At 49.7% G+C, this 22,903-nt stretch carries 26 protein-coding genes and 1 tRNA gene; 2 read left to right on the top strand and 25 right to left on the bottom strand.

From position 1 onward, the window contains the following. Nucleotides 1-5: 5 nt before the first annotated feature. The 9 genes from PSTEL_RS25775 to rpsF all read right to left on the bottom strand — a co-directional run bounded on the left by PSTEL_RS25775 (nt 6) and on the right by rpsF (nt 7,779). Nucleotides 6-308 (bottom strand): MazG-like family protein, encoded by a 303-nt coding sequence (locus tag PSTEL_RS25775; protein ID WP_179944947.1) that lies wholly within the window; start codon nt 306-308, stop codon nt 6-8. Between the two features lie 167 nt (nt 309-475). After that, nucleotides 476-1,057, bottom strand: coding sequence for a hypothetical protein (locus PSTEL_RS25780; RefSeq protein WP_038692815.1), 582 nt, complete (start codon nt 1,055-1,057; stop codon nt 476-478). Continuing rightward, a complete protein-coding gene (locus tag PSTEL_RS25785; RefSeq protein WP_156995731.1) occupies nt 1,054-2,067 on the bottom strand; it encodes a transposase in 1,014 nt (337 codons plus the stop codon). Before PSTEL_RS25785 ends, PSTEL_RS25780 begins: the two co-directional genes overlap by 4 nt. Nucleotides 2,068-2,219: 152 nt before the next feature. Continuing rightward, a complete protein-coding gene (locus PSTEL_RS25790) occupies nt 2,220-2,645 on the bottom strand; it encodes a CBS domain-containing protein (protein ID WP_038699813.1) in 426 nt (141 codons plus the stop codon). A gap of 146 nt (nt 2,646-2,791) precedes the next feature. After that, complete coding sequence (locus PSTEL_RS25795; protein WP_038699815.1) at nt 2,792-3,820, bottom strand: LCP family protein; 1,029 nt, start codon at nt 3,818-3,820, stop codon at nt 2,792-2,794. Nucleotides 3,821-4,229: 409 nt separating this feature from the next. Next, on the bottom strand, nt 4,230-6,149 hold the full coding sequence (locus PSTEL_RS25800; RefSeq protein ID WP_038699817.1) for an endonuclease MutS2: 1,920 nt from the start codon (nt 6,147-6,149) through the stop codon (nt 4,230-4,232). Nucleotides 6,150-6,650: 501 nt separating this feature from the next. Further along, nucleotides 6,651-6,923 carry a 30S ribosomal protein S18 gene (gene rpsR, locus PSTEL_RS25805; RefSeq protein ID WP_038699819.1) on the bottom strand — a complete coding sequence of 91 codons (273 nt, stop codon included), beginning with the start codon at nt 6,921-6,923 and terminating at the stop codon, nt 6,651-6,653. A gap of 21 nt (nt 6,924-6,944) precedes the next feature. Continuing rightward, nucleotides 6,945-7,439, bottom strand: coding sequence for a single-stranded DNA-binding protein (gene ssb, locus PSTEL_RS25810; RefSeq protein ID WP_038699821.1), 495 nt, complete (start codon nt 7,437-7,439; stop codon nt 6,945-6,947). 52 nt (nt 7,440-7,491) lie between these two features. After that, nucleotides 7,492-7,779 carry a 30S ribosomal protein S6 gene (gene rpsF, locus PSTEL_RS25815; RefSeq protein ID WP_038699823.1) on the bottom strand — a complete coding sequence of 96 codons (288 nt, stop codon included), beginning with the start codon at nt 7,777-7,779 and terminating at the stop codon, nt 7,492-7,494. Nucleotides 7,780-7,990: 211 nt separating this feature from the next. Here rpsF and PSTEL_RS25820 point away from each other — a divergent pair, with 211 nt between their 5' ends. Continuing rightward, on the top strand, nt 7,991-8,188 hold the full coding sequence (locus PSTEL_RS25820; protein ID WP_038699824.1) for a YjzC family protein: 198 nt from the start codon (nt 7,991-7,993) through the stop codon (nt 8,186-8,188). 344 nt (nt 8,189-8,532) lie between these two features. On the opposite strand, the gene PSTEL_RS25825 is transcribed toward PSTEL_RS25820, so the two are convergent. The 4 genes from PSTEL_RS25825 to PSTEL_RS25840 all read right to left on the bottom strand — a co-directional run bounded on the left by PSTEL_RS25825 (nt 8,533) and on the right by PSTEL_RS25840 (nt 10,218). Continuing rightward, nucleotides 8,533-8,623, bottom strand: a tRNA-Ser gene (locus PSTEL_RS25825). A 44-nt stretch (nt 8,624-8,667) separates the two neighbouring features. Continuing rightward, nucleotides 8,668-8,889: a DUF951 domain-containing protein gene (locus tag PSTEL_RS25830; RefSeq protein WP_038699826.1), complete on the bottom strand. Its 222-nt coding sequence runs from the start codon at nt 8,887-8,889 to the stop codon at nt 8,668-8,670. Next, the gene (locus PSTEL_RS25835) at nt 8,879-9,931 is read right to left on the bottom strand and encodes a mechanosensitive ion channel family protein (protein ID WP_052099387.1); all 1,053 of its coding nucleotides are present in this window, start codon (nt 9,929-9,931) and stop codon (nt 8,879-8,881) included. Before PSTEL_RS25835 ends, PSTEL_RS25830 begins: the two co-directional genes overlap by 11 nt. Nucleotides 9,932-9,951: 20 nt before the next feature. Continuing rightward, a complete protein-coding gene (locus PSTEL_RS25840) occupies nt 9,952-10,218 on the bottom strand; it encodes a putative Se/S carrier protein (protein WP_038699828.1) in 267 nt (88 codons plus the stop codon). A 114-nt stretch (nt 10,219-10,332) separates the two neighbouring features. Between PSTEL_RS25840 and yyaC the strand changes: the two genes are divergently transcribed. Next, a complete protein-coding gene (gene yyaC / locus PSTEL_RS25845) occupies nt 10,333-10,941 on the top strand; it encodes a spore protease YyaC (protein ID WP_038699830.1) in 609 nt (202 codons plus the stop codon). On the opposite strand, the gene PSTEL_RS25850 is transcribed toward yyaC, so the two are convergent. The 12 genes from PSTEL_RS25850 to rpmH all read right to left on the bottom strand — a co-directional run bounded on the left by PSTEL_RS25850 (nt 10,913) and on the right by rpmH (nt 22,318). Then, nucleotides 10,913-11,413, bottom strand: coding sequence for a DUF4446 family protein (locus PSTEL_RS25850; protein ID WP_038699832.1), 501 nt, complete (start codon nt 11,411-11,413; stop codon nt 10,913-10,915). The two genes, yyaC and PSTEL_RS25850, sit on opposite strands and share 29 nt — an antisense overlap. 82 nt (nt 11,414-11,495) lie before the next feature. Further along, a complete protein-coding gene (locus PSTEL_RS25855) occupies nt 11,496-12,650 on the bottom strand; it encodes an aminotransferase class V-fold PLP-dependent enzyme (RefSeq protein ID WP_038699834.1) in 1,155 nt (384 codons plus the stop codon). A gap of 77 nt (nt 12,651-12,727) precedes the next feature. After that, complete coding sequence (locus PSTEL_RS25860) at nt 12,728-13,570, bottom strand: ParB/RepB/Spo0J family partition protein (protein ID WP_038699836.1); 843 nt, start codon at nt 13,568-13,570, stop codon at nt 12,728-12,730. Then, nucleotides 13,563-14,324, bottom strand: a complete 762-nt coding sequence (locus PSTEL_RS25865) for a ParA family protein (protein WP_038699838.1) — start codon at nt 14,322-14,324, stop codon at nt 13,563-13,565. The genes PSTEL_RS25860 and PSTEL_RS25865 overlap by 8 nt, the downstream gene beginning before the upstream one ends. A 121-nt stretch (nt 14,325-14,445) precedes the next feature. After that, complete coding sequence (gene noc / locus PSTEL_RS25870) at nt 14,446-15,261, bottom strand: nucleoid occlusion protein (protein ID WP_038699840.1); 816 nt, start codon at nt 15,259-15,261, stop codon at nt 14,446-14,448. Nucleotides 15,262-15,718: 457 nt separating this feature from the next. Then, nucleotides 15,719-16,438 carry a 16S rRNA (guanine(527)-N(7))-methyltransferase RsmG gene (gene rsmG / locus PSTEL_RS25875; RefSeq protein ID WP_038699842.1) on the bottom strand — a complete coding sequence of 240 codons (720 nt, stop codon included), beginning with the start codon at nt 16,436-16,438 and terminating at the stop codon, nt 15,719-15,721. A 10-nt stretch (nt 16,439-16,448) separates the two neighbouring features. After that, nucleotides 16,449-18,338 (bottom strand): tRNA uridine-5-carboxymethylaminomethyl(34) synthesis enzyme MnmG, encoded by a 1,890-nt coding sequence (mnmG, locus tag PSTEL_RS25880; protein ID WP_038699844.1) that lies wholly within the window; start codon nt 18,336-18,338, stop codon nt 16,449-16,451. A gap of 52 nt (nt 18,339-18,390) precedes the next feature. Beyond that, nucleotides 18,391-19,767 (bottom strand): tRNA uridine-5-carboxymethylaminomethyl(34) synthesis GTPase MnmE, encoded by a 1,377-nt coding sequence (gene mnmE, locus PSTEL_RS25885; protein WP_038699846.1) that lies wholly within the window; start codon nt 19,765-19,767, stop codon nt 18,391-18,393. 95 nt (nt 19,768-19,862) lie between these two features. After that, on the bottom strand, nt 19,863-20,597 hold the full coding sequence (jag, locus tag PSTEL_RS25890) for an RNA-binding cell elongation regulator Jag/EloR (RefSeq protein ID WP_038699848.1): 735 nt from the start codon (nt 20,595-20,597) through the stop codon (nt 19,863-19,865). Further along, a complete protein-coding gene (locus tag PSTEL_RS25895) occupies nt 20,594-21,439 on the bottom strand; it encodes a YidC/Oxa1 family membrane protein insertase (protein WP_038699850.1) in 846 nt (281 codons plus the stop codon). The genes jag and PSTEL_RS25895 overlap by 4 nt, the downstream gene beginning before the upstream one ends. A gap of 84 nt (nt 21,440-21,523) precedes the next feature. Next, a complete protein-coding gene (rnpA, locus tag PSTEL_RS25900; protein ID WP_038701732.1) occupies nt 21,524-21,874 on the bottom strand; it encodes a ribonuclease P protein component in 351 nt (116 codons plus the stop codon). Between the two features lie 309 nt (nt 21,875-22,183). After that, a complete protein-coding gene (gene rpmH, locus PSTEL_RS25905; protein ID WP_025337168.1) occupies nt 22,184-22,318 on the bottom strand; it encodes a 50S ribosomal protein L34 in 135 nt (44 codons plus the stop codon). Nucleotides 22,319-22,903: the final 585 nt, after the last annotated feature.

A 22,903-nucleotide genomic window follows, 5' to 3' on the forward strand; every position in this document is an offset into this window, starting at 1 on the left:
TATGTTCACCTCTTACGCATATGTTCTTCTAGTGCGGATATATCCTGATACCAATCTTCCAGCTGGTGACCTTCCTGCCGGTGCTTCTTCAGCTTCTCCAACAGCGCGTCGTCCAGGTCGCGATATGATATGCCAAGCCTGCGCCCCAGAATATAAGAGCTCATAATGAGGCTCGCCAAGCTGTCGCTGACCCGTGAGGTGCTGCCCTCCCATAATGCTTTGAACAACCGTGAAACCTGATCGATGACCTCGGTCTTCAGCCATTCAATGACCTTGGCCCGCTTGGCTACATCCAAATCCTTCGGCATATTGGACACGTCTCTTCTACCTCCGGGAAAAAGCTTTATTCTCCATTATATCATAAATGATACCATGCCACACTGATGGCCCCTCCCCGGTGATGACGGCTCAATGTTAAGGGCTGGCGATATCGTTCAGACACGAGCGTTTAGCGGGATATATTCCTGTTTTTTTTCTACGCCTGCCCAACTAACGAACAGACGCGTTGTTCAAGCTGAGCTAAATACTGCTGAGGCTCTCGTCGAAACCGGAGCCGTTTCGTTCCTTCAAGCAGTCGGGATTCCCATTGACGCCGTTCCTGAAAGTAGGTTTCATAAGGAACCTGCTGAAGTCGGTGCTGCACATTTTCTTGCATCAAGGCATCCTCTACCCAAATCACAAACTCGCCATTACGCCAAAGATACCGGTTCCAGCTACGAAGACCCGTCATTCGGCGGTGTCGGGTCTTCGTTCGGCGGAAACAGCGTTCCTGGTCGTTATTCGTCCGGGGAAGATAAGCGGTGTTGTAGCAAGCAAACAGTCCCGTCCAAAATCCGGTTGTATACCGTTCGAAATTCTCCACCATGGGCTGGTCTTCTTTTCGGATAAACTTCGCTCTTAGTTCGAACTTCAGCCAGTTCATTCGAACTTGCGTTGTCTCACTGCTTGTCCCAGACGGAGCACCCAAAATATGGGCGGCATCCTCAAGAGGCTGGCACCAACGCTTTACCTTTCGGTATGCAGGACGGAAGGAATCCAGTTTTTCAAACAGCTTCAAGAGTTTCTCGCTGTAGGTGAACCCCCTTTTTTAGCGCTTCGTTTCAAGGAATTTCGGATCGCTTCTGCTTCTTCAAACACTCGTACTCCGGGAAGGTCGAGCGGTGGGTTGCCGTCTTCGAGCAGAACGGAGCGCACAGCGGCCAGGTAATCTTTAGCGAGGGTTGCTTCTTCGGAAGGGTCAGCCTGAACTTGTTTTTCCAGTTCGCGAATACCACGTAAGTTTTTCTTAATCCCGGTTTTGAGTTTGCGATCCAACTCCACGACCGGTTTGGCAATGTCTTTCAGGTAATGGTACTGGCAGTATTGGTAGGGTACTTCCGGCCACAGGCCGGACATCGCCAGGCGGATAGAATGTTGGCCGTCGCTGAGCAGTCCAATTATGGGAAAACCTAAAGCTTCCACGGGTCTCAGCAGTTGTTTCAATTCTTCGGCGCTGCCGCTTTTGAGGTTTTGCGCGGCCAGAATGCTTCCACTGAATCCTTCGCGGACCACATACAGAGTTTCATTGCCTTTCTCAGGCTGTATGCCATCCATGGATAGCAGTAATCCGCCGTGTTCACGGACTACTTCTTTCAAGTTTTCCCGGAGATGGTCGGTGACGGAAGCGCGAAGCAGCGTGAGATAACGCTCATACAGCCGCTCGCAATTACGCTCGGAGGTGACAACGCCCCGTCGATTCAATTCCTCATGCAATTCAGACAAGGTGTAGTGATGTTTGAAACGAAGTTCGCCTACAAGCGCGAGGACGTCAAACCCATATGAGGTATGCTTCATGACTAGCGCATCGGCTTCAGCTGAGCGATAATACGATCCGGGATAGGGGCATTCCGAATTCGGACAGGCATAGGCCATATTCCACACGTCATAGATGCCGCTTAATGTATTCACGTATTTATGCCAAGCGGTATGATGCCGCTTGAGTTTGGTGCCACAATGCGGACATTGCCGCAATTCACTGTGAAAGTAGATCCGTTGTTCCGGAGTAATTCGGTTTTTGGTTGAAGGCATTATAACCTCCTCCTTCCTTACCCTCTATTACCCGGTTTGTGCTTGTATTCTGCCAACGTTAGTAAAACGGGCAGGCGTAGTTTTTTTTGAAAAAAGCCCGCATTCCCTCGGCTGGAAATGCAGGCCTGATCGGCTTCAGGGCGGCCCGCCCGCTACATGGACTCCAGCGACTGGCGGGTAACAAATTTCTCGCAGTATTCAATAATTTGGCTGCGCCGCACGATCCCGATAAAACGGTTCATATCATCGACAACCGGCACAAAGTTCTGCACCTTGGCCAGATTGATCAAATCCTCCATATCCGCATCGATGGACACTGCTTTGTTGCTCATTCTCAGCGGCACGTCCTTCAGCAAAAATTTAGAAGCATTCTCGAACGCAACCTTGCCTCCCGAGTCTTTCATATACCACAGAAGGTCGCCTTCCGTTACCGTGCCGGCGTATCCGCCGTCCGAGTTCAAAATGGGAACGGCCGTGTACCTGTGATGCTCCATCCGTTCCAGCGTCTGGCGCAGCGTGGAGTCAAGCGTCACACAGGCCACCTCCTGCTTGGGCAGCAAAAAAAACGCAATATTCATTATCCAGGTCCTCCTCAAAAGTCCCCCAGGAAATCTTTTTTTGTTCCAGTATACCATACGAACGGCAAGCAGCAGCCGGTTACCTAACCTGGGCTGCTGCTTGGTTTGATTCTATGTTCGCTCAATGTTCATAAATTGAAAGGGCTTTACTGAGCCGCGGAGGTCGCCTTTGCTTCCAGCGCGTTGCTTGCCTTTCCGGGCTCGATCAACTGGTCTACCGGAGTGGAGGCGTTCATCCAATTGTCGATCAAGGCCTTCGCTTCCTTCAGGTCTTCTTCATCGACCAGATCATAATAAATGCCGTCAATCTTCGTTCCCTCACCCATTACGGTAAAGCTTGAAATATCCGCTTCCTTGCCGCCGATGAACTTCTTGGCAAGATCGGTAATCATCGTCGGAGGCATATCCGTCTTGAAGTTCTCGCCCAGAATGCTCAGCAGATCATTCACCTTGCTGATCTGCCCCAGCGACAGCATCTTGTTCGCCAATACATCCATGAAGACCTGCTGGCGCTTCGTACGGTTAAAGTCGCTGTCTTCCCGGTAACGGACATAGTTGAGCGAATCCTCGCCATTGTACAGATCCTTACCGCCGACAATGGTGAACTTCTCATGGTCCTTGCCTTTGTTCTCGATCGTCTTCTTGATCGGCAGCGGCAGTCCGCCCAGCGCATCGACAACATCCTTGACACCATTGAAATTGATGGTGGCATAATACTGAATATCGTGACCGAGCAGCGCCTCCATCGTGTCTTTCGCCATCTGTTGGCCACCGAAAGCATAGGCATGGGTGATCTTGTCTTTCTTGTTGTCGTCATGACCGATAATTTCCGTGTACGTATCACGCGGTATGGAAATCAACAGCACCTTGTAATCATTCGGTCTTACCACCGCATAGATCATCGTATCGGAACGGGCCGTCTCGTTCTTGCGCTGGTCCGTACCGAGCAGCATCACGGAGAATGGATCGCTCTTATAGACAATCGGCTCAGGCTTAACCGTTTTGTCCTCGTTCAGAGGCTGATACGATTTCTCCTGAAGCGTGGCTTCCATTTTATCCGACAGGAACAGATCGAAGGCCAGAACCGTCAGCGGCTTGCGGAACAGAAATGCACCCGCGGCCAGAATCAGAACAACTAGATAAGCAATATATATTTTTTTCCACTTTTTTTTCATATCAATTCCTTCTTTATCATTAATAGATTAGACAAGGATGAATGCACCTCTTCGTTTATATTTGCAATGCCGCTCCCCGATACGCGTCACGACTATAAGTATGGGATCAAACCTGATTTGCCATTTTGCCGAAATAGACGTCGCTTGATCTCCACAGATTTAGTGCAACAGACGTACCAACTCCCATGGAACAGGCATGAATTGTAGTTAGGCAATATTACTATTGTAATCACAATGAGATGAAAAAGAAACAACAAAATCCGACACCCTTGGATAAAAAAGCATCCCGCAGGAATTGGATTCCAGCAGGATGCTCCAGTAACAGCCCCGCCGAATAGGCTTGTGGCACAGCTGACTATAAATACCTCAACTATATGCCATCGCTTATTCAAACATTCGATCAGGGCGATTAAATATCCGAATCTTCTTTCTCCTTCACGATCGTTAAACCTTCCACATGCTTGCGGCGCATCAGATTGCGTTTCTTCCGGTCTGCTTTCGATTCAAAGACGATATCCAGATCATAATCCTCCGGATACAGTTCATCTTTGGACAAGTAAGGCTTCAGCCGTTTATGGTTAAATTGCATTTTATGCTTCTGCACCATGACGCCGACCATCCCTTTGGCATCCCGCTCACGGTAGACGATCCCCGTTCTTCCCAGGGCTGTAATGTAGACTGCATCCCCGATTTGATAGACAGGAAGCTTCGCCTCAGGCTCCGGTTTCTTTTCGTTCATTTTCTTTCCGGCTGATTTCTCTTCCTCCCCATATTCGAAATGCAGCGAATGCCCCTCTGTTTTCATTCCCTTTTGAATGCCGGTAATTTGTCTGGCCCTTTCAATAACTGAGCTCTGAAGCCCCAGCTTCTCGGCAATTTGCAGCGCATAGCTCTCCCCGGCTTCGCCGATCGTCAGCCTGTACAGCGGTTGCAAGGTTTCGGGGTCGAATTCCATCCTCGCGTTCTGGAACTGCGGAGCCGCTGCCGCGAAGGCCTTCAGTTCGTTATAATGCGTCGTTACCATCACATTGGCGCCCCTGCGGCTTAACTCCTCCAATAAAGCAATGGACAAGGCGATGCCTTCGCCAGGGTCTGTTCCAGCCGCTAATTCGTCAATCAGCAGAAGAACGCCTCTTCCGACCGCTCTCAGCATGTCATCCACACCCTTCATCTGTGCTGAGAACGTGCTGAGCGACTGGGTAAGGCTCTGGCCGTCGCCAATCAGGCTCATCACGTTCCAGAATACGGGGAACTCGCTTTCTGGTCCGGCAGGAATCAACAGCCCGGATTGCACCATCAGCGCCAGCAAACCCACCGTCCTCAGCACTACAGTCTTTCCTCCGGTATTCGGTCCTGTAATTACCAGCGAACGGTATCCTTGACCGAACTCCACGTGAATGGGAACCATTCCGGGCAGCTTAGGATGTCTTCCAGCGATCAGCTTCAGAACGCCTTTGTCGTTGCAGGCAACAGCCTCAGCTCCCATCGTAAGCGCGTACTTGGCCTTGGCGAAAATAAAGTCATACACGCCCGTGATTTCGATATTAAGCCGCAGACTGTCCTGCTCCCGTTCGATCAGGCCGGTCAGCATGCTCAGAATAACATTCTCCTCCCGGGCTTCCTCCGCCGTCAGCATGTCGAGCTCATTCTGGAGCGCAGCTACTTCCTCCGGCTCCATATATACCGTCTGACCGCTTGTCGACTGGTCCAGTATGTGCCCCTTAACCTGCTTGTGGTATTCCCGCTTAACCGGGATCACATACCTTCCTCCCCTAACACTGTACAGATTCTCCTGTAGAATCGAAGCATGACGCGCCATCACGCTCTCGATCTTCTTGATCAGCCGCTCCTTCGCGGTACGCTTGCGCTTGCGCACTTTCTCCAGCGCTTTGCTCGCTCCATCCTCGATAACGCCGAAACGGATGCAGCGCTCGATTTCCGCCTTGACCTCTTTCAATTCGTTAAGCGATGAGGCATAAGCACCGATCCGCGAAGAGGCATCCTTCGAGGCCATGTACTTCCGCAGCTGGGCACAGCTGTTCAGGAAGACCGCCACCGCCGTCATATCCTGCTCGTTGAAGAGATATCCGGTGCCGAGCAGAGACATGACCCACTCAATCCCCTCCATCGAAGGAAGCGGCACACTGGAGCCCTTCATCAGCAGTTCTTTGGCTTCGGCTGTCTCTTCCCCGGCTTTCTTGATCCTGGACAGCTCTGTCATTGGCTCCATTTCCCGGACCAGCGATTTGCCGGCATAGGATACGGCGTAACGTTCGAGCTCTGTCTTGATTTCGTTGTACTGCAGCATTTCCTGACTTGCGTTATGCATGATTTAATCCTCCTTTTTAGGTACAAAAAAAGGCAAAGAGAGCCGCTGCGGCTTTCTTTGCCTTTGTCTTTAGGATGTTCCCCTGCCTTGGGATGATGAAATGTTCTGCGTCTTGTTGCAGCAAAAAAGCCGTGCTCCAAGAGCACGGCTTCATCATTTCAGGCGAAAGAACAGTCCCCGAAGAGGCTGTTGTCGCTTAGCGTGTTCTTAACTAACTCATTCACCATCCTGGATCTAAGCGCACTTAAATAAGCTTAGGTGCAGCTTGAATACATCCCATCAGGCAATATGAAATTGCTTAGTTAAGAACGCTCACCGACATCAAAATTTCCCCTTCACTATAGGTTGCTTTCAATTTACACCATTTTGCAGGTTCGGTCAATCTCCAGCTTCCGCTTCCTAGTAAGATATAAGAAGCTGATTTTCCATTAACGCCCGTGCCATACAAAAAACGACCGCCTGTCCTCATCAAGAGGATAGACGGCCGTTCTTGGTGCCAGCTTACTCTGTAGTGTAAGGCAGCAGTGCGATCTGACGAGCACGCTTGATAGCGATTGTCAGGGCGCGTTGGTACTTGGCGCTCGTACCGGTTACACGGCGAGGCAGAATCTTGCCGCGCTCGCTGATGAATTTCTTCAGCAGTTCCGTATCTTTATAATCAATGTGAGTAATCTTATTCACAGTGAAGAAGCATACTTTACGACGCTTGTTGCGGCCGCCGCGGCGAGCCGGTCTCTTGTCGTTGTCTCCGCCTTCTCTTTGTTTAAAAGCCATTGTCTGTTCAGTCCTTCCGTATTAAAATGGCAAATCATCGTCCGATATATCAATCGGCTTACCGTCGCCCGAAAAGGGATCCTGATTATTGTTGCGCGAGAAACCGCCGTTTCCGTTGCTGTTTCCGCGTCCACCGCCGTACGATGGAGGTTCAGGCATGGAGCCACCGCCGGATGCGTTGCCGCCTTCACGGTTCTGGGTGGATTCCAGGAACCGGACATTATCCGCAATAACTTCGGTTACGTATACACGCTTGCCTTCGTTATTCTCGTAATTCCGGACTTGTATGCGTCCCTCTACCGCCGTCAGCCGGCCCTTGCGCAAATAATTGGCACAGGTCTCTGCCAGCTGTCTCCAAGTAACGACCGGAATGAAATCCGCTTCACGTTCGCCGCCTTGGCTTGTAAAAGGTCGGTCTACGGCAAGCGTAAACTGGGTTACGGCAACGCCTTGAGGCGTATAACGCAGCTCAGGATCACGGGTCAGTCGGCCGATCAGGATGACACGGTTCAACATAATGGGTTTCCCTCCTTTGGAGCGATGTTCTTACAAAGCGAACATATGTGTCTTAGGCAACAACATCGTTCGTGATGAGATAACGAATAACTTCGTCGGAAATCTTCATGATACGTTCCAGTTCGGCTACTACTGCAGGTTCTGCAGTGAAGTTAACCAGAACATAGACGCCATCACGGAATTTCTTGATCTCATACGCAAGACGTTTCTTACCCTGCACATCGTGCTTCGTAATTTCTCCGCCGTTGGAGATGATGCCTTGGAATTTTTCGACTGCTGTTTGAACGGCTTCTTGTTCAATGTCAGGACGAATAATGTACATCACTTCGTATTTGCGCATAACGTTCACCTCCTTATGGTCTAAGGCCCCTGATCGGGTCAGGAGCAAGGATCGAGCACAAACTCGAACTATAATAATATACCAAATCCGGAGCCGCTATGCAAGCCTGCTTTCTGTCTGAATATGGGGCCAGGCGTACGCACATGAACCTCCACCAGGTCGCGCACACTAAAGCGGCAGTTCCACTACAATCTAGACAGGAGGAATAAGCATGGGTGAGCAGACTGAATTTGAAGAAGGCCACAGAGCCCCCAATCCCGGGCTTTATGTGGAAGTCGGAGAGGCCCGCAGCTTCCATACTCAGATTCAGAATCCCAGACACATTCAAATGAAGAAAGGCGATACGTTTCCGGAGACGTCCAACAAGAACCGTAAATGGAAAAAAGTCGAGAAAGCCCGGGTTCACTAATTTATTTAGCGGCGATGTATAAAAGCCCCCGTTCTTGTCCATTCTATACTTAGGCAGCGCGAGAGAGAGGTGTGGTTCCGTTGGACATCGTAAGCCGACACAATCACGAGGATACTGCTGCAGTCACTACAGTAGATAAAGGTAATACGTTGAAGGAGCGGTTCTAAAAAAGCCAATCCGGAGTGTTCCTGACTCGCTTTAGCGTTTTGTACAGAGAGATCCAAAAATCATTCAAGCGCTGCTGACGGAGAGACCCGAAAGGGTCTCTCTTTGTGTGCGAAATTGTTTAAAATGCACAAAAAAACCTTCGTCTTCAAAGACGAAGGTTGTTCGTTAGCACTAGGTGGCGGAGAGAGTGGGATTCGAACCCACGCACGCTTTGACACGCCTAGCTGATTTCGAGTCAGCCCCCTTGGGCCTCTTGGGTACCTCTCCGCAGCAAGATTTATTGTATCACGACTCCACTTAAATGACAAGCTTTAATTTTGTCCAAGCTCATTTTCTTTATTTTCGGCGGACCGCAGCACCTTTTTTAAATTCTTCTCGAATTTGGCTCTCGGAATCAGCACGCTGTGCTGACAGCCTGTACACTTGATGCGGATATCCATTCCCATCCGGATCACTTCCATCTCATTCGTTCCGCAGGGATGGGGTTTCTTCATCTGTACGATATCACCCAGCTGAAAGCTTTTACGTTCCATCCGGCTTTCTCCCTTCTGTCTGTTCCTCACCAGCCGACTGCTCCAATGCGCCTCTACGCGCCTCTCTTCGAGCCTCAGCATCCCTTTTCTCCAGCTCGAGTTCCTGCTCTTCCCGGCTTTCGGCTTTCCGCTCCTCTTCCGCTGCGGCTCTCGCTTCTGCCTCCGCCTTTTCGGCTTCCTTCAGCAGTTGAAGCTCAAGCGCCTTCTTGATGTCGCTCTGGATTTGACGCTCGGCAGCCTCCCTCCGGTTCGGAAGTGTGTTGGCCGTTACCCGAACCACATATTCGGCAGTGGTCATAGATTGAATTCCGAGAATATTCGGCACCGCCACCACATTCTCGTTGCGCTCCTCTATCCCTTCCATCGCCTGGCGGATCAGTATGAGCGTCTCTTCAAGGCTGCGTTCAATTTTGACCGGAACATCAACGACCGCGAGCGCGTTCGACATCGAATAATTCGTAACATTAGCGATGGTGCCGTTCGGAATGATATACATTTCCCCGTTGCTGCCGAGGAGCTTCGTTGTCCGTAGTCCGATCATTTCGACGGTTCCCTTTAGGCCTCCGGTTGAGATCACGTCCCCCACTGCAAACTGATCCTCTAGAATGATGAAGAATCCCGTAACTACATCTTTGACCAAGCTTTGCGCGCCGAAACCGATCGCAAGACCGAGTACACTCGCACTCGCCAGAAGCGGACCGAGTTCAAAGTTGAATTCAGACAGGACAAGCAGGATCATAATAAAATTACAAATGACCGTAACCGTATTTTTCAGCAGCTCCCCTACAGTAGAGAACCGTCTCGTATTCCCCAGAAACCGGCTGTCCGTCCTTCGCGCTATCGATTTATCAATCACTCCATAGACGACTCTGATCACAATTCGGGTTACGATAAAAATAAAAAGAATGCGCAGGCCCGCGAACAGTACATTCGTCCACATGTCGACATCCGTGAACCAGTTCCATATTTTGTCCTTGAATTGTGTCGCCTGGTCGACAGCCTCATCGACGGTTTTTTGAGGGGTTTCTGATTCCAGCAGCATGTTCAGACCCAGCCTCATTCTTACTCCTCCTTATTCTGCAACAGGGTATAACCGCCTTCTTGTTCATTTTTGGCATAGATACCCCGTATTTCGATATTCTGCTCCTCTATAACCTTCTCCACATCCGCCAGCGCTTCGCTGAAGAATTGAATGGACATGGCACAGCCTGCTGTAATCTCCTTTGGTGTCGGGCAAATATCGATCTCAATTTCCGCATACTCCAGCAGCATTTCTGCCCGCAGCGCCTGCTGGGTGGAATCAAAGGCAATCAGCATTTCCTCGTTCATTAGTCACGCTCCTCCTAGGCAACAGGGCTCATCTCTTCCTAGTGAAGTATAAAACCGTTCTTCCATCCATATACTATCTATCATCAAAGGCAATCACCCGGAAAGGAAGATGGTATGATTCGCTCCGCCAACCCTGCGCCCCTGCATGAAATGTCTTGTTTAAAAATATCACATACCGACCCTGAAATCTATTCGGCTCTCATCCATCGGCTGCTCTTCCATCTTTCACAGGTTCGGCCGGGATCGCCTGTTGTCATCGTCTGTATCGGCACCGACCGTTCTACCGGCGATGCATTGGGACCGCTAGTAGGCACAGCATTGTCACGGTTTCACAGTCCTTTATTCGCTTTATATGGCACATTGGATCAGCCGGTTCATGCCGTCAATCTGGAGTCGACTCTCACCCTAATTGAATCCACTTATTCTCATCCCTATGTAATCGGCATAGACGCTTGTCTGGGACAATCCTCCAGCGTCGGTTCCATTCAGATCGTGGAAGGCCCTCTCCGCCCCGGAGCCGGCGTTAAGAAACAACTGCCGCCGGTCGGCGATATCCATATGACGGGCATCGTTAACGTCGGCGGCTTTATGGAGTATTTTGTCCTTCAGAACACCCGTCTCAGCCTTGTTATGAGGCTATCGGAGATTATTGCTTCAAGTTTATTTTCAGCATTGAAACAGTGGCATACCCACTCTAAGTCCGCTGCAGCGCAAGAGCAATGACTTCTTTCTCTTCAGGAGATAATGCATGGGACGACTCCCCCTGCTCCAGTGGTTTGGCATAAATGTATGAATTTTCGCGGCTATGGAGGTTTGTAATCACGATTCCATTGCGCCGGTCATCCAGGATCGCTAACGAGAAGCTGAGATCATTGCCACGCTCTCCAAATGCGTTATAACGTTTGAGAGCAACCTGGCCCTTCATCCCTTTCAGCTTCTCCTGCACAGCCTTGAGTGCGTCCTCTTGACGTCCATGCGCTTCTTCAAGCATTTCGTTCTGATTTTTCAAATCGATCAAGAGACTTTCCAGATTATCGATCCCTGTCCCCGACATCATGGCTTCATATTTCCGGCGCATCGTTCGAATTCTGCCTCCCTGGACTAGAACAAGAATTAGCAAGACAAGCAGTATCAGAACTATCCCCGGAACAAACCACTGGAGTTGATCACTTATGAATTGATTCATTTCTGACATCGAGGCAACCTTCCTTTTTGTTTAACATTGCGCAGCAGCATTAATCTCCACATTAACAATCCTGGTATACAGCGATCTTTTTTTATCGACGGCCGAACATTTCCTTCATTGCATTCACCATCGTCTCCACATCTTCCCGCGTGGTGCTCACTCCTACGCTTGCCCTGACAGCACCGCTTTCCAGAGTACCGGCAGACTGATGTGCCAAAGGCGAGCAATGCATTCCCGACCTAACGGCAATCCCGTATTCACGATCCAGTCTATGCGCGACTTGGGCCATCTCCTCTCCCTCAATTACAAAAGAAAGCAGTCCGGTCCGTTCTCTGCCAGCAGCAGGACCAAGCATAGTGATCCCCCGAATTTCACTCAAGCCGTCCATCAAGTACTGCACAAGCCCCCATTCATGCTCGTAAATCGATTGGGTCCCGATCGACTTCACTTTTTGGACACCGGCAAGCAACCCTGCAATCCCAACACCGTTTTGCGTTCCGGCTTCATACTTATCAGGTCTTATATTAGGCTGTTCGCTATTCTCCGATTGACTCCCTGTCCCCCCCTGCATTAGCGGTTCCAGATCAACCTCAGGTGAAATATACAGCCCGCCCGTCCCCTGCGGCCCCAGCAATCCTTTGTGCCCCGGGAAGGCCAGCATATCGATATTCATCGTCTGAACATCAATATCAACAGCTCCGGCACTCTGAGCCGCATCAACCAGAAAGACAGACTTGTGCCTCCGGGCAATCTCGCCAATCTCGCCAATCGGCAAAATACTGCCCAGGAGATTGGAGCTATGGCTGCAAATAACCATCCGGGTGCGAGATTGAAATAAGGACCCAAGCTCCCGTAAATCAAGCTGACCTTCAGAGTCAACCTTCACATAGTCTACGTTGATCCCTTTTGTTTTACGCAGATACTCCAGCGGTCGGCGCACCGAATTATGCTCAGTCATTGTTGAAATCACATGGTCGCCAGGATGGAGCAGCCCGTGGATCGCCATATTAAGCGACATTGTCGTGTTATGCGTAAAGGCGATGTCCTGTGCATTTTTCACACCAAATAATTCTGCGAGTGCCGATCTTGTTCTTACCAGTACTCTCCCGGAACCCATCGCCAGGGAATGATTCCCTCTCCCTGCATTTGCGCCGGCATGCTCCATTGCATCCACCATTGCCTGTACAACCTCAGGCGGTTTGGGCCATGAAGTTGCCGCATGATCTAAATAGACGACTTTTTCCACCCTCGCACCTCCTTCCGAAAAAAACATACCCATACCTTATCCCGCCAAGGACAGATCGGATATGTTCTCGTGATTTTCTATTTACTAAGCAGCTCCAGCAGACGCTCCAAATCCTGGGTGCTGTAATAGTTCAACTCGATCTTCCCTTTTTCTTTACCATGCTTGATTTTTACTGTCGTCTTAAATCGTTCTCTTAGCACTTCCTCAACATTATCAATATATGGATCTCGCTTTACCGTCTTCGCCTTCAGCCCCGCAGCCGGCTTGCGATCCAAATTCTTGACCGCCTCTTCCAGCTCTCTAACGCTCCAGTCCTGATCAACACATTGATTAGCCAATTGCTTAATCAACGCTGGTTCTTTCAAACCTACAATTGCTCTCGCATGACCCATTGAAATTGTTCCACGTGAAACATATTCTTTCACATCGTCCGGCAATGTCAACAGACGAAGGAAATTCGCGATGTGGGAACGGGACTTGCCAACCTTGAGGGACAACTCTTCTTGTGTTAAGGAAAATTGATCCATTAGCCCTTGATAAGCGACTGCCACTTCCATCGCGTTCAGATTTTCCCGCTGCAGGTTCTCGATCAGGGCAATTTCCATCACTTGCTGATCGGAGAAACTCCGAACGACAGCCGGGATTGTGGCCTTGCCGCAATACTGAGAAGCGCGGAACCGACGCTCACCGGCGATAATTTCGTAGCCCTTTAATACACTTCTTACAATGATCGGTTGAATGACTCCATGCTGCCGAATCGACTCCGCCAGCTCCTGAATGCTCTCTTCCTTGAATTCTTTCCGAGGCTGGTAAGGATTGGCACGAAGCTGTGCCAGAGGAATCTCAACAACCTTGTCATCCTCATTGATTGATAAGGAAGGGATTAAGGCATCCAGCCCTTTTCCCAAACGCTTACTCATAAGATACCACTTCCTTTGCCAGTTCAGTATAAACTTCCGCACCTTTGGAACGAGGGTCGTAAGTGATGATGGACTGTCCATGAGATGGTGCTTCACTTAAGCGAACATTGCGTGGAATAATTGTACGGTACACCTTTTCCTGGAAGTACTTCTTCACTTCTTCGATAACTTGAATGCCCAGATTAGTGCGGGCATCCAGCATCGTTAAGAGTACGCCCTCGATACTAAGGTGAGGATTCAAATTCTTTTGAACCAGACGTATGGTGTTCAGCAGTTGGCTTAAACCTTCCAACGCGTAGTATTCACACTGAATCGGAATGATCACCGAATCGGCTGCGGTTAAGGAGTTAATGGTTAAAATACCCAATGACGGTGGGCAGTCAATCAAAATATAGTCATACTGCTGCTTCAGTGAATTCAGCGCCTTTTTTAAACGCAGTTCACGCGATATGGTCGATACCAGCTCGATTTCCGCACCTGCCAGCTGAATGGTGGCTGGGATAATGTTCAAGCCTTCAATTTTCGTCTCAACAACAGCTTCTTGCGGAACGATGTCATCAATCAGGACGTTATATATGCAATTCTCCACATCAGCTTTGTTGATCCCCACGCCGCTCGTCGTATTGCCTTGAGGATCAATATCTACGAGCAGCACTTTTTTGCCTAATGTGGCCAAGCCGGCACCCAGGTTCACAGAGGTTGTTGTTTTGCCGACCCCACCTTTTTGATTTGCTATGGCAATGATTTTGGACACTAATTTCACCTCGGATTGTCAGAAAGATCATGTAGTAAATTCAGGTTGTTATCGCGGCGGTTCAACCGCATAAAAAGGCGGCCGATCACCTCAGGGCCGCCTTCAGCATTCCACATCTGTATTATTTTTTGGGGATCTGAATGACAATTTCATAATGATCGCCACGGTCATTTTCGGAGGTTTTGATTTCCATTCCAGACCCTGTGACCATTTCGATCGATTGACGAATCGTGTTCAGTGCAAGACGGACATCCTTGGTATAGGAAATGCGTTTTGCTTTCTTAATCTTCGTCGCTTCTTTGTAAAAAGCGATCCGGGCTTCTGTCTGCTTCACATTCAGCCCCTTGGAAATGATCTCGCCCAGAACCTTCAGCTGCATTTCCTCATTATCGAGAGATAGCAGCGACCGGGCATGTCTTTCGGTGATCTTCCTTTCCATTAGGGCCGTCTTCACTTGTTCAGGCAGTTGAAGCAGACGGATTTTGTTGGCAATGGTGGATTGGCTTTTACCCAAACGCTGCGCAAGACTTTCCTGAGTCAGTTGATGAAGATCAATCAGCTTTTGGTACGCGATCGCTTCTTCAATCGAAGTCAGTCCTTCTCTCTGCAGATTCTCGATCAGCGCAATGGAAGCAGCCTGCGAGTTATTGAAATCACGGATAATGGCCGGAATACTCTCCATCCCAAGCTTCTTCACGGCCCGCCACCGCCGCTCTCCGGCGATGATTTCATACTGGGAGTCTTTCATCCGCACCACGATGGGTTGAATGATGCCATGGGTTTTAATGGTCTGGCACAATTCATCAATCTTCTCGTCGTCAAAGATCGTCCGGGGCTGATAAGGACTGCTGATGACTTCATTAACGGGGATTTGTTTGATCTCTTCTCCGCTGCTTCGCTCGGTAAACCCAAACAGTCTGGTGAATTGTTCTTTCATTCCGTTCATTACCACCTAATTTCATTATAGTACGATGCTGCCCTTACCCGGAAAACCAATCGTACAAAGCTTTATGTCTCGGCACTTCTTGCGCTGCAAACATAAAAAGTCCCCTCATGATCCTGAAATGGTAATCATAAGAGGGTTCACCCTGCTTAACCAAGGCGAATCGGTTCTGTTAGCTATATGTGCCTCTCTTGTTGTTTATTAACTTAGCGGTTACTCTATTATTCTATCACTTTTTGGTGGATAATCCTATTCTTCGAATGGCCTTATTTTTCCTTTCTTTTCATCATAAAAGGATATATTCTTACCGATTTCTTATTATTATCTGTTTTTTCGAGAATATCGTTTGGGTGATTTTGTGAGCGGATTCCATTGGGATATCAAAAAAACCGTCACTCAATTGAGAGACGGTTTTTGCTTTTGATAATTGGTAAATGTTTCACGTGAAACATTAAAGCAGAGGCTGCTTGGCAGGCAAACCTGCTTTGCGCGGGTACTTGGCCGGGGTAGCTCCATTCTTGCGAATCAGTACAATATGCCGGTCTGACTCTTCGACGGGAAGCTTGAATGACTCCACCTTCACCAGTTCAGCGCGAAGCTCTTTTAGACTGAATGAGGCCTCAGCCACTTCTTCTATTGGATCGCTGCCTTTCATAGCGGCAAACTCTCCACCTTTCCGGGCAAAAGGAAGACAAAATTCATTGAGCAGCGCCATACGTGCCACAGCACGCGCTGTTACTAGATCATAATGGTCCCGATGGGCCGGCAGGCGGCCAATATCCTCCGCCCTGCCGTGTACAAGTGTAACTCCCTTTAATCCAAGCTCATCGCACACATGCTGGAGAAAAGATATGCGCTTGCTTAATGAATCTACGATCGTGAGCTGCAAATGCGGAAAAGCAATCTTAAGCGGTATCCCGGGAAATCCGGCTCCAGATCCAATGTCCGCTAAAGACTCAACTTTCTCCAGGTTGACGAAGAAGGCGAGAGACAAAGAATCAAAGAAATGCTTCGTGTAAACCTGATCCCGGTCAGTAATGCCTGTAAGATTCATTTTTTCGTTCCAGCTTACCAGTTCACGGTAATACGTCTCGAATTGATCGATGGCATCCGAGACATTAAGCTGATGTTCGCTCAGCTGCCGGATAAACTGTTCCTGTATCGCGTCCATTACGTGTTCATTATCCTTTCGCCGCGGCAGTTACCCGGTTGTAATGCTCCAGGTGAACCAGCAGAATGGAAATGTCGGCCGGAGTGACACCCGAAATCCGGGAGGCCTGTCCGATCGAGAGCGGCCGGATTTTATCGAGCTTCTGACGGGCTTCAATGGCCAGGCCATGTATGACGCTGTAGTCGATGTCTTCCGGCAGCTTCTTCTGTTCCATCTTCTGCAAGCGTTCCACGTGCTGGAGCTGCTTCTCGATATAACCGGCATACTTGATTTGAATTTCAACCTGTTCCTTCATTTCATCATCCAGTTCAAAAGGCGGTGACGAAATGCGTTCGATAACGGCATAATCAACTTCCGGACGACGCATCAGAACAAGCAGGTTGCTTCCATCTACAATGGGGGCTGATCCCTTTTCCTCCAAAATGGCATTCACTTCTATAGGTTTAACCTTCGTGTTCTGAAGGCGTTGAATCTCCTGTTCCACCTTTGCTTTCTTGTCCAGGAATGCTGCATAGCGTTCTTCTGAAATCAAGCCAATTTCATGACCGGTCGGCGTCAGCCGAAGGTCGGCATTGTCGTGACGAAGCAGCAGACGGTATTCGGCCCGTGAAGTGAGCAAGCGGTACGGTTCATTAGTTCCCTTCGTAACCAGATCGTCGATCAGCACGCCGATATAGCCTTGGGACCGGTCCAGAATGACCGGCTCCTTGCCAAGCGCCTTCCGGGCGCCGTTGATGCCTGCCATAATGCCTTGTCCAGCCGCCTCTTCATAGCCCGAGGTTCCGTTGATTTGTCCGGCTGTGAACAGACCTGGGAGCTTCTTCGTCTCCAGGCTTGGCCACAGCTGGGTTGGAACCATGGCATCATATTCAATCGCATAACCGTTGCGCATCATCTCTACCTTTTCCAAGCCGGGAATTGAACGAAGTATCGACAGCTGCACATCCTCCGGCAGGCTGGTCGACAGCCCCTGTACATAATACTCTGCCGTATTCTTGCCTTCCGGCTCCAGAAAGATCTGATGCTTCGGCTTGTCGCTGAAACGAACCACCTTGTCTTCAATCGAAGGGCAGTAGCGGGGACCAGTGCCTTCAATAATTCCCGTGAACATCGGAGCACGATGCAGATTGCTGTTAATGATGCTGTGCGTCTCCTCCGACGTATAGGTTAACCAGCAGGGAAGCTGTTCATTATCCGAAGATTTGGTCTCATACGAGAAAAACTTCGGATGCTCGTCGCCCGGCTGAATTTCCGTCTTGGAGAAATCGATAGTGTCCTTATGCACACGCGGCGGCGTTCCGGTCTTGAATCGGACAAGTTCAAAGCCAAGCTCGCGCAGATGCTCGGACAGCTTGATGGACGGCTGCTGGTTATTCGGTCCGCTCTCATACGTCGTTTCACCCATAATAACCTTTCCACGCAAATAAGTGCCGGTTGTCAGAATGACGGATGTAGCACGATAAATGGTTCCGGTCTTCGTGATGACTCCGCAGCATACACCATCCTCAACGACGAGCCGTTCCACCATACCTTGGCGAAGCGTCAGGTTAGGGGTATTCTCCATTGTTTCCTTCATCGTGTGTTGATACAGGAATTTATCGGCTTGAGCGCGAAGCGCATGAACTGCTGGCCCTTTGCCGGTGTTCAGCATGCGAAGCTGGATGAAGGTCTTATCGATATTTCGGCCCATCTCCCCGCCAAGTGCATCGATTTCACGAACGACATGGCCTTTAGCCGGTCCCCCAATGGAAGGGTTGCATGGCATAAAGGCGATCATATCCAGATTGATGGTAACCATCAGCGTATTGCAGCCCATGCGGGCGGCGGCAAGAGCCGCTTCGCTGCCAGCATGGCCTGCGCCGATGACGATAACGTCATAGCGGCCTCCTTCATAACTCATTTCCTTGTCCTCCTCTATATTGAAGGATGAGCACTCGCCCATCCAGTTACTCTTACTTGCCTAAACAGAACTGCGAGAAAATTTGATCCAGCAGCGAATCGGCAGCCGTATCTCCGACAATTTCGCCAAGCTGTTCCCAAGCCAGCCGCACGTCGATTTGGATCATATCGATTGGAATCAGCTGCTCGGCAGCCTCATAAGCATCCGTCAAAGACTGACGGGCTTTATTCAGCAGCGCAACATGACGGACATTGCTGACGTAAGTCATATCCCCCGATTCCAGCTTGCCGCCGAAGAACAGCTCGGAGATGGCCTCCTCCAGCCGGTCAAGTCCCTCTTCTTCCAATACCGACATGGACACGATGGCAGACTCGTCGAAAAATTGTAGAAGCTGCCCCTTATCCAGATGCTGCGGTAAGTCCATTTTATTCATGATACATAAAACTTGTCTACCGCGGATTTGTTCCATAAGTTCCAATTCATCGTCATGCAGCGGCTCGCCGGCGTTCAATACGAGCAGGATGAGATCCGCTTCGCTCACCGCGGCCTTGGACCGCTCGACGCCGATCTTCTCAACCACATCCATCGTCTCCCGGATTCCCGCGGTATCCAGAAGCTTGAGCGGAATCTGATTGATCGTGACATACTCTTCAATTACATCGCGCGTCGTCCCCGGAATATCGGTTACGATCGCTTTATTCTCACGGGCAAGTGCATTAAGCAGGGAGGATTTCCCCACATTCGGCCGTCCAATGATTGCCGTTGTGATGCCTTCTCTAAGAATTTTACCCTGCGATGCGGTCTTAAGGAGACGGTCAATTCCGGCGATGGCCTCCCCGCTCTTCTCCTTGATGAACGCAGCTGTCAGCGTCTCCACATCATGCTCCGGATAGTCGATGTTCACTTCGATATGAGCCAGAAGCTCAAGCAGTGACTGCCGAAAATCCCCGATTTGCTGTGATAAGGAACCTTCGACCTGTTTCAAGGCGACAGAGAAAGCCCGATCCGACTTCGAACGAATAAGGTCGATCACAGCCTCTGCCTGGGAAAGGTCGATGCGTCCACCCAAGAAAGCCCGCTTGGTGAACTCGCCTGGTTCCGCCAGGCGTATCTGCTGCCGTAGCAGAACATCCATCACTCTGCGGACAGAGATGACGCCGCCATGGGTACTGATCTCCACCACATCCTCGGTTGTGAACGAACGGGGCGCCCGCATAATTGTAACCAGCACCTCTTCGAGCACCTCTCCGCTCTCAGGATGCACAATATGTCCATAATGAACGGTATGGCTCGGCGCCTCAGTCAGCTGCTTCCCGCCGCGAAACAGGGCCGCCACCTGAGGAATGCTGTCCGGTCCGCTGACCCGGATGATCGCGATTCCTCCCTCGCCTACCGCCGATGATACTGCGGCGATTGTATCGCTAATCATAATTAATTACCTTCACTTTCCGAATAAGTTGGTCTGTACCGGTTGAAAAAAACAATGACTCCTTAATGGTCAAGGAGTCATTGCGGCTATTATCTCTACTTCAAAGTTATAACGACCCGGCGGTTCGGTTCCTCGCCTTTACTGAAGGTGTTCACCTGGCGATGGTCCTGAAGTCTGGAGTGAATGATCTTCCGCTCCTGCGGTGACATCGGCTCCAGTACGACCTCCTTGCGGGTCCGGACGACCCGGCCGGCCAGACGGTCGGCCAAATCTTCAAGGGTCTTCTTGCGCCGATCACGGAAGTTCTCGGCATCCAGAATCAGACGGACATAACTATCTGAATAACGGTTGGCTACAATATTGGCCAAGTATTGCAATGCATCAAGGGTTTGTCCTCTTCTGCCAATCAGCTGTCCGAGATCGGGACCTGAGATTTGCAGGAGATCGGCATCTTTACCCGGTACAACTTCAACTTGAACCTCAAGCCCCATCGTAGCGGCAACATCCACTATAAAGCGGACAGCCTCCGGGTAGGCTTCATTCTCTGGATTTCCGGAATCTTGGCGGGCCACACCACCGGTCGCCTCTTCTCTCGTCTCGGTTTCATTCTGCTGAGGCAGTGACGGAGCACTCGCCGCTGGAACCGGTGCCCGCTCGGGTAGAAGCGCAAGCTCTACCTTCGCATCTTTCGCACCGATTAATCCCAGGAATCCTTTGGAGGGCTGTTCAAGCACATTGATTGTAACTTTATCCTCGCTGACTGCGAGTTCCGCGAGTCCGCGCTTTACAGCTTCTTCAATGGTTTTCCCTGTTGCGACGACCTTGTTCATTTGGACTTTTTGGCCTCCTTCAGCTTCGCTGGTTTGCCGTTACCGCCGGAGCCGGTATCCGCGGCAGCCGCCTGCGGGGCGCTGCCGTGATTCCGGTACAGGAAGTAGTTCTGAACGATCGTATAGACGTTACTGAATACCCAGTACAGCGGAAGAGCAGACGGGAAGTTGTAGGACATGACGAAGATCAATACGGGATAGACCATCATCATGAACTGCATCGGACCCTGCATCTGGGAAGGGTTCATCTTCGTCATCATCCGGGTCTGCAGGAATGTTGTAATAGCTGCAATTGCCGGAAGGATGAAGTACTTGTCCGGCTTGCCAAGGTACAACCACAGAAAATTGTGGTCACGAAGCAGCGGATTATAATAGATGGAATTGTACAGCGCGATAAAGATCGGCATTTGAACAATCAGCGGAAGACATCCGGCCATCGGGTTGACCTTGTTCTCCTGGAACAGCTTCATCGTTTCCTGTTGAACCTTTTCCGGATTGTCTTTATATTTTTTCTGGATTTTCTGAAGCTCCGGCTGAATGGCCTGCATCGCCCTGGAACTCTTGACTTGCTTGATGGTTAACGGCAAAATGAGGGTACGGACGATAATCACCATGACCAATACAGCCAGAGCGTATTCTCCGTTAAACCATTTGGCGAATGTGTCCAGAGCTACGGCAAAATAATACACGACATTGCTCTGCCAGAAGCCCCCGTTCTTCAAATCTTCCGTCGTATGCGTAACTGTAGCCGATTGACCGCAGCCTGACAGAACAGCCACCATCAGGATCATTACGGCGATGAGGAGAAATCTTTTTCCTCGTCTAGTCTTCAATAGAGACACTTCATAACCCCTCTCTTAAACATTCCACTGCATCGTAAATCATACCATAATTATGAAGACAAATAAACACGTCCACCGGCTCCCCTATTTGCGCGAGGCCTTGAGCAGCTTGGCTTTTCGCAGCACATGCAGCACGCTTTTCTCAAGCTCGGCATAGCTCATATCGAGCGCGCCTTTTCGCACAATGAACACCATATCCAGCCCGCCGGCAATCTCTGGTTCATGATGCCTTACAATTTCCTTCACAAGCCTCCGCATCCGGTTGCGCACGACAGCATTTCCGACCTTTTTGCTGACCGATACGCCTACCCGGAACCGCTCCACCTGCTTTCGGTTGAACCAATATACCACGAATTGATAGTTCGCAAACGACTTGCCATGTCTGTATACGCGGCTGAAGTCCGCACGGTTTCGTAAACGCAAGCTTTTTTGCACGGAAATCTCCTTCATCAAAGACCCTTCTGCAGGATCTTCGAATTTTTTTCTTCTAATATATTATAGGCACCGGACCCTAACGCTAAACGGTTTCCCTTTTGCCCTTCTAAGCAAGAAGAAACGCCTGGCGGTATGGGTAGACGCCTGTGCGTTTCTGTCATAAAAATAAGCCGCCCCCTCATGAATTACCGAAAAACCTTACATCCTCTCCCTCTTTTTAGCGGAGATATTGCATTTTCAGAGGCGAGCAGCTTATTCATCTCTTATATTTGAAAAAAAAGACCACCGTAGTGGTCTTATCAGCCTGACTTACGCGCTCAGAACTTTGCGGCCCTTCAGACGGCGGGCAGCCAGAACTTTGCGGCCGTTCTTCGTGCTCATTCTTGCACGAAACCCGTGCACTTTCTTGCGCTTGCTCACATTCGGTTTAAATGTCGGTCTCATGTATTGCACCTCCCTTACTGGAACTTAAATGACTGTCTATCAACGGCTCGGCCGTCCCTCACGGACAGTAACTGCAGCTCGTCATTTTATTATTCTGGGAAAGTTTTCACAGAAAACACCTTTATATATTAAATCATAAACCGAAACCGTAAGTCAACTGTTTTAGTTGTAACATAGCTTTCTCTCTGCAAGTTGAGTTTATCCACAATTCCGCGGCTAATCACGCCTCATAGCGCTTATTCACAGACCTTCTCTGTTATCCACCGTTATCCACAATCCTCAGACTCACTCTCCCGACTGCCGACAACCTGTGTATAAAAAAATCGGGATCTCTGGAATCATGTCGAACCCTATACAAATTATCAACAATATGTAGTGTTGTGGTTATTTTTTATACACAAGTCATTGATTTTGTGGATAAAATCGGCGCGTTCATTGAAAAACAAGGTTACTTTTGCTATGATAGTATTACTTTTGAATGTGAATAGATTTGATTGTCCTCCATATTATCAACAAGTTGTGGATAAAGTTGTGAACAATTCAAGTTTATCCATATTTTTTTGTCTTTTCTTCCTGCGTACTGGG

It is taken from the genome of Paenibacillus stellifer, from assembly GCF_000758685.1.
GTDB lineage: Bacteria > Bacillota > Bacilli > Paenibacillales > Paenibacillaceae > Paenibacillus_AQ > Paenibacillus_AQ stellifer.

What these genes read in the sequence shown, in the direction of transcription:
- PSTEL_RS25775 (WP_179944947.1), bottom strand. Translation starts at nt 308, where the DNA reads ATGCCGAAGGATTTGGATGTAGCCAAGCGGGCCAAGGTCATTGAATGG.
- PSTEL_RS25785 (WP_156995731.1), bottom strand. Translation starts at nt 2,067, where the DNA reads ATGCCTTCAACCAAAAACCGAATTACTCCGGAACAACGGATCTACTTT.
- PSTEL_RS25790 (WP_038699813.1), bottom strand. Translation starts at nt 2,645, where the DNA reads ATGAATATTGCGTTTTTTTTGCTGCCCAAGCAGGAGGTGGCCTGTGTG.
- PSTEL_RS25795 (WP_038699815.1), bottom strand. Translation starts at nt 3,820, where the DNA reads ATGAAAAAAAAGTGGAAAAAAATATATATTGCTTATCTAGTTGTTCTG.
- PSTEL_RS25800 (WP_038699817.1), bottom strand. Translation starts at nt 6,149, where the DNA reads ATGCATAACGCAAGTCAGGAAATGCTGCAGTACAACGAAATCAAGACA.
- rpsR (WP_038699819.1), bottom strand. Translation starts at nt 6,923, where the DNA reads ATGGCTTTTAAACAAAGAGAAGGCGGAGACAACGACAAGAGACCGGCT.
- ssb (WP_038699821.1), bottom strand. Translation starts at nt 7,439, where the DNA reads ATGTTGAACCGTGTCATCCTGATCGGCCGACTGACCCGTGATCCTGAG.
- rpsF (WP_038699823.1), bottom strand. Translation starts at nt 7,779, where the DNA reads ATGCGCAAATACGAAGTGATGTACATTATTCGTCCTGACATTGAACAA.
- PSTEL_RS25820 (WP_038699824.1), top strand. Translation starts at nt 7,991, where the DNA reads ATGGGTGAGCAGACTGAATTTGAAGAAGGCCACAGAGCCCCCAATCCC.
- PSTEL_RS25830 (WP_038699826.1), bottom strand. Translation starts at nt 8,889, where the DNA reads ATGGAACGTAAAAGCTTTCAGCTGGGTGATATCGTACAGATGAAGAAA.
- PSTEL_RS25835 (WP_052099387.1), bottom strand. Translation starts at nt 9,931, where the DNA reads ATGCTGCTGGAATCAGAAACCCCTCAAAAAACCGTCGATGAGGCTGTC.
- PSTEL_RS25840 (WP_038699828.1), bottom strand. Translation starts at nt 10,218, where the DNA reads ATGAACGAGGAAATGCTGATTGCCTTTGATTCCACCCAGCAGGCGCTG.
- yyaC (WP_038699830.1), top strand. Translation starts at nt 10,333, where the DNA reads ATGATTCGCTCCGCCAACCCTGCGCCCCTGCATGAAATGTCTTGTTTA.
- PSTEL_RS25850 (WP_038699832.1), bottom strand. Translation starts at nt 11,413, where the DNA reads ATGTCAGAAATGAATCAATTCATAAGTGATCAACTCCAGTGGTTTGTT.
- PSTEL_RS25860 (WP_038699836.1), bottom strand. Translation starts at nt 13,570, where the DNA reads ATGAGTAAGCGTTTGGGAAAAGGGCTGGATGCCTTAATCCCTTCCTTA.
- noc (WP_038699840.1), bottom strand. Translation starts at nt 15,261, where the DNA reads ATGAAAGAACAATTCACCAGACTGTTTGGGTTTACCGAGCGAAGCAGC.
- rsmG (WP_038699842.1), bottom strand. Translation starts at nt 16,438, where the DNA reads ATGGACGCGATACAGGAACAGTTTATCCGGCAGCTGAGCGAACATCAG.
- mnmG (WP_038699844.1), bottom strand. Translation starts at nt 18,338, where the DNA reads ATGAGTTATGAAGGAGGCCGCTATGACGTTATCGTCATCGGCGCAGGC.
- mnmE (WP_038699846.1), bottom strand. Translation starts at nt 19,767, where the DNA reads ATGATTAGCGATACAATCGCCGCAGTATCATCGGCGGTAGGCGAGGGA.
- jag (WP_038699848.1), bottom strand. Translation starts at nt 20,597, where the DNA reads ATGAACAAGGTCGTCGCAACAGGGAAAACCATTGAAGAAGCTGTAAAG.
- rpmH (WP_025337168.1), bottom strand. Translation starts at nt 22,318, where the DNA reads ATGAGACCGACATTTAAACCGAATGTGAGCAAGCGCAAGAAAGTGCAC.